8 protein-coding genes and 2 pseudogenes are annotated in these 9,426 nt (G+C 67.9%); 5 read left to right on the plus strand and 5 right to left on the minus strand.

Annotated features, from left to right (window positions below):
- Nucleotides 1-33 precede the first annotated feature (33 nt).
- The 3 genes from ARTB_RS17905 to ARTB_RS17915 are packed head-to-tail and all read left to right on the plus strand — an operon-like array spanning nt 34 to nt 1,710.
- On the plus strand, nt 34-189 hold the full coding sequence (locus ARTB_RS17905) for a DUF4177 domain-containing protein (protein ID WP_003797879.1): 156 nt from the start codon (nt 34-36) through the stop codon (nt 187-189).
- Nucleotides 190-191: 2 nt separating this feature from the next.
- Nucleotides 192-782 carry a RidA family protein gene (locus ARTB_RS17910; RefSeq protein ID WP_243181726.1) on the plus strand — a complete coding sequence of 197 codons (591 nt, stop codon included), beginning with the start codon at nt 192-194 and terminating at the stop codon, nt 780-782.
- 16 nt (nt 783-798) lie between these two features.
- Nucleotides 799-1,710 carry an NUDIX hydrolase gene (locus tag ARTB_RS17915; RefSeq protein WP_243181727.1) on the plus strand — a complete coding sequence of 304 codons (912 nt, stop codon included), beginning with the start codon at nt 799-801 and terminating at the stop codon, nt 1,708-1,710.
- 504 nt (nt 1,711-2,214) lie between these two features.
- Here the strand turns inward: ARTB_RS17915 and ARTB_RS17920 are convergent.
- Complete coding sequence (locus ARTB_RS17920; protein ID WP_011693220.1) at nt 2,215-2,892, minus strand: Crp/Fnr family transcriptional regulator; 678 nt, start codon at nt 2,890-2,892, stop codon at nt 2,215-2,217.
- Nucleotides 2,893-3,107: 215 nt separating this feature from the next.
- Here ARTB_RS17920 and ARTB_RS17925 point away from each other — a divergent pair, with 215 nt between their 5' ends.
- Nucleotides 3,108-4,292, plus strand: a complete 1,185-nt coding sequence (locus ARTB_RS17925; RefSeq protein ID WP_243181728.1) for a MarP family serine protease — start codon at nt 3,108-3,110, stop codon at nt 4,290-4,292.
- Between the two features lie 51 nt (nt 4,293-4,343).
- Here ARTB_RS17925 and ARTB_RS17930 read toward each other — a convergent pair whose 3' ends face one another.
- The 4 genes and pseudogenes from ARTB_RS17930 to acs all read right to left on the minus strand — a co-directional run bounded on the left by ARTB_RS17930 (nt 4,344) and on the right by acs (nt 8,206).
- A complete protein-coding gene (locus tag ARTB_RS17930; RefSeq protein WP_243181738.1) occupies nt 4,344-4,583 on the minus strand; it encodes a DUF2332 family protein in 240 nt (79 codons plus the stop codon).
- 97 nt (nt 4,584-4,680) lie between these two features.
- Nucleotides 4,681-5,325 (minus strand): annotated as a pseudogene (locus ARTB_RS17935) (DUF2332 family protein); the annotation flags it as partial.
- 153 nt (nt 5,326-5,478) lie between these two features.
- Entirely contained in the window at nt 5,479-5,955 is a 477-nt protein-coding gene (gene aroQ / locus ARTB_RS17940) for a type II 3-dehydroquinate dehydratase (protein WP_028277671.1), read from the minus strand.
- 220 nt (nt 5,956-6,175) lie between these two features.
- Nucleotides 6,176-8,206, minus strand: coding sequence for an acetate--CoA ligase (gene acs / locus ARTB_RS17945; RefSeq protein ID WP_243181729.1), 2,031 nt, complete (start codon nt 8,204-8,206; stop codon nt 6,176-6,178).
- A gap of 431 nt (nt 8,207-8,637) precedes the next feature.
- Between acs and ARTB_RS17950 the strand changes: the two are divergent.
- Nucleotides 8,638-9,426, plus strand: a pseudogene (locus tag ARTB_RS17950) (hypothetical protein); the annotation flags it as partial.

Below are 9,426 nucleotides of genomic sequence, written 5' to 3' on the forward strand. Positions count from 1 at the left end.
TCCACTTTACCGGCAACGACTAGGCTTTATGTCATGACCAAATGGGAGTACGCCACGATTCCGCTCATTATTCACGCCACAAAGCAGATCCTGGACCAGTGGGGTGACGACGGCTGGGAGCTCGTCCAGGTTGTTCCGGGACCCGATGGAAACGGCCTGGTTGCCTACCTGAAGCGGGAGAAGCAGTAGCCATGAGCACCCCCTCAGAAGCCGTTCCGGCCACGCCGGCGGGCGCGGAAAACATCTCCGAAAACACAGCCGGCGCAGCGAGCCCCACGGCCGGCGCGGGCGCGTCGTCCGCCGTCGAACAGCGCCTCGCGGAGCTGGGCCTGACGCTCCCCGACGTTGCGGCTCCGGTCGCGGCGTATGTTCCGGCCGTGATTTCCGGCAACCACGTCTACACATCCGGGCAACTGCCGTTCATCAACGGCAAGCTCGAGGCCACCGGAAAGGTTTCCACCGGTTCGGCGGGCGCCTCCGACGAGTCCACGGTGTCTCCGGAGGACGCGAAGGCCTACGCTGCCGTCTGCGCCGTCAACGCCCTGGCCGCCGTCAAGAGTGTGATCGGCGACCTCGACCGCATCACGCGGATCGTCAAAGTTGTCGGATTTGTATCCTCCGACCCTTCCTTCACCGGCCAGCCCGGTGTCATCAACGGCGCCTCGGAGCTGCTGGGCCAAGTCCTCGGCGACGCCGGCCAGCACGCACGTTCCGCCGTCGGCGTATCCGTTCTGCCGCTCGACTCGCCTGTCGAAGTCGAACTGATCGCTGAATTCGCCTAGTAGACCGGTTACTTCGTTGCCTCAGTTAGAACGCCGCCTGTTCGTCCTGCCCCCGGATCTTGAGGGAGCAGCCCGCAGCTGGATTGAACACGGTGAGCGGACGCCCCGCGCGCCCCGTTTGGCCTCCTCGGTGATCCTCCTGCGGGATTCGCCCACGGGCCTGGAGACCTGGCTCGGCTACCGGACGGGGTCCTCCCCGCTCGGTGTCCTCGCCTTCCCCGGCGGATCGCTGGAAGCCACCGACGACGACGCCGTCGGCTGGCTGGGCCCCTCACCCCAGCACTGGGCCGAGCAGATGGGGACGTCCGACGTCGGGCTGGCGCGCCGACACGTCGTAGGTGCCATCCGTGAACTGTTCGAGGAGACCGGCATCCTGCTGGCCGGCCCCGACCTGTCCACCACGGTGGAGCTGACCTCCCGCGCCGACTGGATGCGCGCCCGCGAAGCCGTGGCCGAGCAGGAGAAATCCTTCACCGACCTGCTCGCCAAGCGCGGGCTCTCGCTGCGCACTGACCTGCTCAAACCCCTGGTGAACTGGCTCAGCCCCGATTTCGCGCACCGCCGGTTCAATACCCGGTACTTCGCCGCGACGGTGCCCGTGAACCAGCAGCCCTCGCTGCTGGCCAGCAAGGGGATCTGGGGCCGCTGGGTGTGTGTCCGGAAAGTCGTGAGCGAGCGGGACAGCACCGTGCTGGGTGACGAGGTGGGGCAGGAGAACACCGTCGGCCGGACCCTGGGCGAACTCCTGGTCCCTGGCTCGGAGATCATGCTTGAGAAGATGGCCAAGGCCAACGGCTGCATCGCCTACCTCAGCTACAAGCGCAAGGCCCACGTCTACCAGCCGAAGCTGGTCGAGGAAGACGGCCGTCTCATGCTCGAAGTCGAAGCAGCCAAAACGATCGCCGGCGAACCGCAGCGGGAACGCTAGGCCCGGGGAGCGCCGACGCCACGGAAGGCTGGCTCCATGCGGGCGGCCTGTTAGGGCTTGGCTGCACGGGGAGCCCGGGACGTGGCCCGGGACATGCCCCGGGACATGCCCCGCGCTGCTCCTAAGGACTGGACATGTCCCTTCGTGCTGCGTGCCGGCCCGGGGCATGTCCCGCACTCCTCCTGAGCGCTGGACATGTTCCTTCGTGTTGCGTGCCGGCCCGGGACATGTCCTCCGGTCGGCCTGTCCGGTGGACATAGTGGCGTTATGTCCAGTCCTCGCAGCCGGGGCTGGACATGTCCCTTGATGCCCGGTGCGAGCCCGGGGACATGCCCCGCCCTGCTCCTGAGCACTGGACATGTCCCTTCGTGCTGCGTGCCGGCCCGGGACACGTCCCGCGGACAACCAGCCGGGGACCTGCTCCGAGAATTAACGGCAGAAGATTAACGGCAGAAGGCCGGTCCCGTTTCCGGGGCCGGCCTTCGTGGTTGCTGCTGGGGATCCCTAGCGGGAACGCTGGCGCAGGCGCTGCATGTCAAGGATGACGACGGCGCGCGCTTCCAGGCGCAGCCAGCCGCGCTGCACGAATTCTGCGAGGGCCTTGTTGACCGTTTCACGGGAGGCGCCGACCAGCTGGGCGAGCTCCTCCTGCGTCAGTTCGTGGGCGACCAGGACGCCGTCGGTCGCCGGGCGGCCGAAGCGGTCGGCCAGATCCAGCAGCGCCTTGGCCACACGGCCCGGCACGTCGGAGAAGACGAGGTCGGAAAGGGAATCGTTGGTGCGGCGCAAGCGGCGTGCCAAGGCCTGCAGCAGCTGGGCCGAGACCTCGGGGCGGGTGCGCAGCAGCGCGTTGAGGCTCTCGTTCTTCAGGCCGGCGAGACGCGTCTCGGAAACGGCAGTTGCCGTGGCCGTGCGCGGGCTGGGGTCGAACAGCGCCATTTCGCCGAAAAGTTCGCCAGGGCCGAGGATGGCCAGCAGTGATTCGCGACCGTCCGGCGACGTGCGGCCGAGCTTCACCTTGCCGGAGACGATGAAGTAAAGCTGGTCACCCTGGTCGCCTTCCCGGAATACCGAGGCACCGCGTGAAAGGTCCACTTCGGTAAGTTCGTCCGTCAGCAGACGGAACGCCTCGTCGTCGAGCGTGGCGAAAAGGGGTGCGCGGCGCAATACCTCGATATCCATGAAATCTCCTGATTAGCTGTGTCGGCTGGGGCGCTTCAGCCATTCTTTCAGAATTTTGGAGCTTCTGTGACGTAGTTGGCACGGAAACGCCTGAAGGGGCCGAAAGCGCACGGCTCGGGAAGTCCGCGCAGATCCCTGTGCAGGCTGGCGGCCGGTCGGCAAACGTTCAGCTTACACCGGTAGAATCGTCGCTGAACTGTCTGTGAGGAGCCCCGGTGTTTGGCTTGACCATTTTGGACCTGGTGTTGGTTGTGGCGCTCTTGTCCTACCTGATCCACGGTCTTCGCAACGGCTTCCTTGTGACGCTCGGAGGCATCGCGGGATTCGCGGCAGGCGCCGTCGCCGCCTTCGTCTCCGTGCCCATCGTCAGCGGCCTAGTGGAGGACAGCGGCTGGCGCCTGACGGCGATCGTTGCCACGGCGGTCCTTCTGATGATCGTAGGCAACGGCCTCGGCACCATGATCGGGCGGCGAATCCGCAGCGTGGTCCCGTTCAGCCCCCTGCGGGCGGCGGACCGCCTCGTGGGCGGAGGCGTGAACGTGGTGGTGTCCGCCCTCGTGATGTCGATGCTGGCGTTCAGCATCGGGGCCCTCGGTGTGCCGTTGGTGTCCCAGCAGCTCGCGGAATCCAAAGTCATCAGGTTCATCGACGGCGTGACGCCGATGCCGGTCAAGGCATCAATGGCGCAGCTGCGTTCCGCCGTGATCGGCGAGGGAATCCCCACCCTGCTGGACGGCTTCGGCCAGAGCCAGCCCGTTGCCGTTCCGGACACCAGCACGGACACGCCGGCGCTGAACAAGGCCGCCGCGTCCGTGCTCAAGATCGCCGGAACCGCCTACCAGTGCGGCCAAAACCAGACCGGAACAGGCTTCGTGGTCGCCCCCGGGCGCGTGGTGACCAACGCCCATGTGGTCGCCGGGGTCGACGAACCGGTGGTGGAAACGCCCGGTGGCCGCGCACTGCCTGGGCGCGTCGTGTACTTTGACTCCCAGCACGACCTCGCCGTCGTGGCCGTTGACGGTCTGCGCTCGGAACCCTTGGCGCTGGCTGCCGACCTGCCGTCCGGCAGCGCCGCGGCCTTTGCCGGCTATCCGCACGGCGGGCCTTTCCAGTCCAAACCAGCCACGGTGCAGGACATCGCCACCGTGCTGGTCCCGGACATCTATGGCAAGAATGCGTCGCCCGAGGACGTCTACCGGCTGGCCGGCGACGTGCAGCCGGGCAACTCCGGGGGTCCGCTCCTGACCATGGACGGGCAGGTGGCGGGGGTGGTCTTTGCCAAGGCCACAACCGAGTCCTCGCTCGGATTTGCGATCACCATGAATGACCTGAGCCCCGTGGCGGCTCAGGCGCCGGGTCTGGGCAGTGCCGTTTCGTCCGGACAGTGCATCAAGAAATGACCGGACTGCCACGCAGGCCCTAGCCACAGTCAGGCTCGAGCCGCACGCAGGCTAGAGCCACTCCAGGCTCTGCCCGTGCGGGCCCGTGATGGCTGCCGGCTGGCCGTCCTGCAGCAGCAGGAACCGGCCGCAGAGCCGGGCGTCATCCATTTCCGGGACCACACTGGACCCGTCTGCCTGCACTACCACCATGAGGCCTTCGTTCGAGAGCCAGTGGCAGCCCCGCTCCGCGGCAAGGTCCGCCATGGTGCGCCGGAACCGGGAGCGGCCGCCGGCATCCAGGTACGCCATGACGGCGCTGTGGAATACCACCAGGGCGGCGTCGGCCGGGGGCTCGGCCGGCGAGTTCCACAAGTTGTTCGTTGACGTCGCCGGCCTCCAGCAGCGGCGGCCGTTCCCTGGCAATGGCGGTCGCCTGGCGCAGCCGTTCAAGCCGGAACTCCTGCTCCGGCCAGACGAGGGCTTCGAGCCAGGCGACGTCGGCCGGGTCGCGCACGTCCAGGGGGTTGAGGTCGATCCCGGCACGCCATGCCACCCGGGGAATTTCCGCCGGCAGCGGCACCGGGCCCGCGGTGAGGCAGCGCAGGACCGGAAACGTGCCAGGCTGGGCGCCATCCGGAACCAGCCGCGTCGTCCTTGCTTCCGCCGCCGGGTCCGCCGCCGACTCATCCGGTGCCCCCGCCCCGGTGTCGACAAACTCGTAACCGTAGCGGTCAGGGAACAGTGCCAGCCCCGCCGAGGCGCCCACCTCGATGAGGGCCAGCGGCCGGCCCTCTGCCGCGGAAATCTGCGCGAGTGAGGGCAGCAGGGTGGCGCAGCGTCCGGCCTCGTTCGTCTGCGTGGAACGGGACAGCACGATTTCCGAGACCGCGTCCCAGTGATGGTCCAGGAACCTCCGGAAATCGCGGTAAGGGCTGATCTGCGCGCCGAGGAACCGGGCCGCGGCGACGATCAGCAGCGGCTGGCGCTTGTTGTGCGGCCACTGATCAATCCGCCGAATCACCTCGGCGTCCCCGGCGATCCCCACGGACCACGCGGCATAGCAGGGGGAGGAACCGGGGGCGTCGACCGTGCCGAAGTGCCGGTACCACTGCGCTGTGTCCGAAGCAGTGCCCGTGGCCGGGTCCGGAACTTCGGACGGTTCCCCGGATGCTTCCGCCGCCGCGGGTTCCGCGGGGGGACATGCTCAGTCCCCGGCCGCGTGCAGCCCGGCGAGGTATTCCACCGCGAAGCGGTAGCCCAGGATCCCGGCGCCGGCGATCACGGCCTTGCTGATGTCCGAAAGGTAGGAATGGTGCCGGAAAGGCTCGCGGGCGTGAACATTGGTGATGTGCACCTCGACCGTCGGCAGGGCAACAGCGGAAATGGCGTCCCGGATGGCCACGGACGTGTGCGTGTAGGCGCCGGCGTTGAGCACGATTCCCACCGCCTTCCCGCGGGCGGCGTGGATGGCGTCCACGAGGGCCCCTTCATGGTTGGACTGGAAGCACTCGACGTCCAGGCCGTGCGCGGCACCGGCGTCTTTGGCGAGCTGTTCGACGTCGGCCAGCGTCGCCGTCCCGTATTTCTCGGGCTCGCGGGTGCCAAGCAGGTTCAAGTTGGGTCCGTTGAGAACCAGGATGGTGCCGCGACCGGCAGCGGTGGCGGAGGTGGCTTCAGTCATGTCTGCAAATCTATCGCGCCGCGGCCCGCCCGCGCCGTTCGTTACTGCCAATCGGTTCGTTACTGACGCATTCCTCGCTTCTGCGGATGTTCCCGCCGCGGCCGCGTCGACAGACAGGACCAACGACGACGGCGGCGCGGCCCACCGCGGTGGGCGGCGCCGCCGTCGGACAAACAGGCCAGCCAAACACCGCCGACGAACCCCCATCGGAACGAGCCGGCTATTTCTTCAGTGACTGGGCGATCTGGGTCATGACCGTGTTGTCTGCCAGGGTGGTCGCGTCGCCAACTTCGCGGCCTTCGGCGACGTCCTTGAGCAGGCGGCGCATGATTTTGCCGGACCGGGTTTTGGGCAGTTCGGGGACCACGAGGATGATCTTGGGCTTGGCGATCGGGCCGATTTCCTTCCCCACGTGGTTGCGGAGCTCCTGGACGGTCGCGTCGCCGGTGTCCGTGGCGTCGGCGCGGAGGATCACGAAGGCGACGACGGCCTGGCCGGTGGTCTCGTCCGCGGCTCCGACGACGGCGGCTTCGGCCACCGCGGGGTGGGAGACGAGGGCGGATTCGATTTCGGCGGTGGAGAGGCGGTGGCCGGAAATATTCATCACGTCATCGACGCGGCCCAGCAGCCAGATGTCGCCGTCCTCGTCCTTCTTGGCGCCGTCGCCGGCGAAGTACATGGTCTCGAAGCGGGACCAGTACGTGTCCTTGAACCGCTCCGGGTCGCCCCAGATCCCGCGCAGCATGGCAGGCCAGGGTTCGCGGATCACGAGGAAGCCGCCGTGGCCGTTGGGTACGGATTCGCCGAGTTCGTCCACGACGTCCACGGCGATGCCCGGCAGCGGGACCTGGGCCGAGCCGGGCTTGGTGGCCGTGACGCCGGGCAGCGGGGCGATCATCTGCGCCCCGGTCTCGGTCTGCCACCAGGTGTCCACGATCGGCGCGGGGTGCTCCTTGCGTTCGCCGTTTTTGCCGGCGTTGCCGCCGATGTTCTCGCGGTACCACATCCAGGCTTCGGGGTTGATGGGTTCGCCGACGGAACCGAGGACACGGATCGAGGAGAGGTCGGACTTGGCCGGGATGTCCTTGCCCCACTTCATGAAGGTGCGGATCGCGGTGGGGGCGGTGTAGAGGATGGAGACCTTGTACTTCTCCACGATTTCCCACCAGCGGCCCTGGTGCGGGGAGTCCGGGGTGCCCTCATACATGACCTGGGTGGCGCCGTTGATCAGCGGGGCGTAGGCGACGTAGGAGTGCCCGGTGATCCAGCCGACGTCGGCGGTGCACCAGTAGACGTCGGTCTCCGGGTGGAGGTCAAAGACCGCCTTGTGCGTGTAGGCGCCCTGGGTGAGGTAGCCGCCGGTGGTGTGCAGGATGCCCTTGGGCTTGCCCGTCGTGCCGGAGGTGTAGAGGATGAAGAGCGGATGTTCGGAGTCGTGCCCGACGGCGGTGTGCTCGGCGGACGCGGCGCCGACGGTGTCGGCCCACCAGTGGTCCCGGCCCTCGTGCCAGTCCACGGCCGCCCCGTTGCGCTTGACCACCACGACGTTCCGCACGGTGTGTCCGGTGCCGTCTCCCTCGTGGGACAACGCGTCGTCGACGGCCGGCTTCAGCGCGCTGGGCTTGCCGCGGCGGTAGGTGCCGTCGGCCGTGACCACGAGCTTGGCCTCGGCGTCGTCGATCCGGGAGCGCAGGGCTTCGGCGGAGAAGCCGCCGAAGACCACGGAGTGGATCGCGCCGATCCGGGCGCAGGCCAGCAGGGTGATGACGGCCTCGGGGATCATGGGCAGGTACACGGCCACGCGGTCGCCCTTGGCCACGCCGAGGGACTCGAACGCGTTCGCGGCCTTCTTCACTTCCTCGGTCAGCTGCGCGTAGGTGTAGGTGCGGGTGTCGCCGGGCTCGCCCTCGAAGTAGATGGCCACCCGGTCCCCGTTGCCGGCCTCGACGTGCCGGTCCAGGGCGTTGTAGGCCGCGTTGACCTCGCCGCCGACGAACCACTTCGCGAACGGCGGGTCGGACCAGTCCAGCGCCTGGGTGAAGTCCCTGGACCAGCTCAGCAGCTCCCGGGCCTGCTTCGCCCAGAACGCGGGACGGTCGGCGTCGGCCTCGGCGTAATCGGCGGCGGTGACCACTGCGTTCGCGGCGAACTCGGCGGACGGCGCGAAACGGCGGTTCTCCTGCGACAGGTTTTCGAAGGCATCGCCCTGGGTCATCTGCGTGACCATGGAGCCGGGTGTCTGCTGGGACATGGTGAACCTCATCATTCATCGATCCGGGCTGCGCGGCCGTGCCCGTCACCGTCGCGCCGGGCCGCTTGCGCGACGTCGGGCGGCGGCAGACGGCGGCAGTGCCGCCAGCGCTGTCTGGAATCAACACTAATACTTGGGTCCGACCAAACGTGCGCCCCGTCACAAACAGCTCCGTGAGCGGTGTTCGTTAAGCGCCGAGTGGTCTGTCCCCGGCGCCGGACGGCGGGCCGGGGCAAGGGTCCGGGATTCGGAAATCTGGGGAATTCTGCTGCGTCCGCCCTCGGCTTGTCAGCTAGTGATCGGCCATTCACTTGGCTAGGCTGAGATGAAGTTGTGACATCCGATGGAGGCGACTGGACCGCTGGCGGTCCTGTCCTTGCCTGCCGTTAGACGGCGCTGTCCAGGGCGCCGCCATGCTAAGGAGATACGGAATGAACGAGCAAGACAACGGGCAGCTCCGGGCGCCCGCCCAGAACCAGGGTGGAACGGCGCAGCCGGGGCCCGCCGGGTTCGGGGATGCGCCACGCTTCACGGTGGACAAGAAGACCGGGAAGAAGAACGAAGCCGTCCTCGGCCCGTTCACCATCCGTGACCTCACCGTTTTCGGCTCCACACTGCTTCTTTTCATCGCCTCACTGATTCCGATGTTTGCCTTCGCCTACAACCTCTGGAACCTGGGCAGCCTCTTCTTCCTGGGCCTGGGCATCGTGCTGCCGCTCATTGTCACCGCGTTGTTCGTGGCCCGCCGCCTGAGTCCGTCGACCAAGATCCGGATCGGATCCCTGTCGATCGACCAGTTCGCGTCCGTTGTAGCGTCGTTCACGCTGGCCTTCTTTTTCCTCGCCGCCGCCGGGGCGTTCGTGCCGAGCATGCTGATCGCGCTCCTGGGCGCTTTGGGGCTCTTCGCCGCCACGGTGCTGGGCCGCTGGATCCCGTTCTTTGCCGGCGACTTCCTGGGCCGGGAGGACGCGCCTGCCCACGTGGTTGCCCGCGAAGCTGTTGTCCCGGTGCGAAAGCCCCGGGCACCGAAGGCGCCGAAGCAACCGAAGCAGCCGAAGGAATCCAAATTGACCAAGGACGCTGCGGGTGCGGGCGCAGCCGGGGCGGGCGCTTCTCTGGCGGCCGCATCCGGCCCGGTTGCGTCCCGCCCGGTCGCTTCCGGCGAGGCCGCTTCCGGCGCGGCCGCTTCCGGTGCGGCCGCTTCCGGCGCGGCCGCGGGC

Origin of the sequence: Arthrobacter humicola, assembly GCF_022803015.1 — a bacterium.
GTDB classification, from domain to species: Bacteria; Actinomycetota; Actinomycetes; order Actinomycetales; family Micrococcaceae; genus Arthrobacter; species Arthrobacter humicola_A.

Bases quoted from the DNA above. Each gene is read 5' to 3' on its own strand.
- ARTB_RS17905 (WP_003797879.1), top strand. From the start codon at position 34: ATGACCAAATGGGAGTACGCCACGATTCCGCTCATTATTCACGCCACA.
- ARTB_RS17910 (WP_243181726.1), top strand. From the start codon at position 192: ATGAGCACCCCCTCAGAAGCCGTTCCGGCCACGCCGGCGGGCGCGGAA.
- ARTB_RS17920 (WP_011693220.1), bottom strand. From the start codon at position 2,892: ATGGATATCGAGGTATTGCGCCGCGCACCCCTTTTCGCCACGCTCGAC.
- ARTB_RS17930 (WP_243181738.1), bottom strand. From the start codon at position 4,583: ATGGCGTACCTGGATGCCGGCGGCCGCTCCCGGTTCCGGCGCACCATG.
- aroQ (WP_028277671.1), bottom strand. From the start codon at position 5,955: ATGACTGAAGCCACCTCCGCCACCGCTGCCGGTCGCGGCACCATCCTG.
- acs (WP_243181729.1), bottom strand. From the start codon at position 8,206: ATGTCCCAGCAGACACCCGGCTCCATGGTCACGCAGATGACCCAGGGC.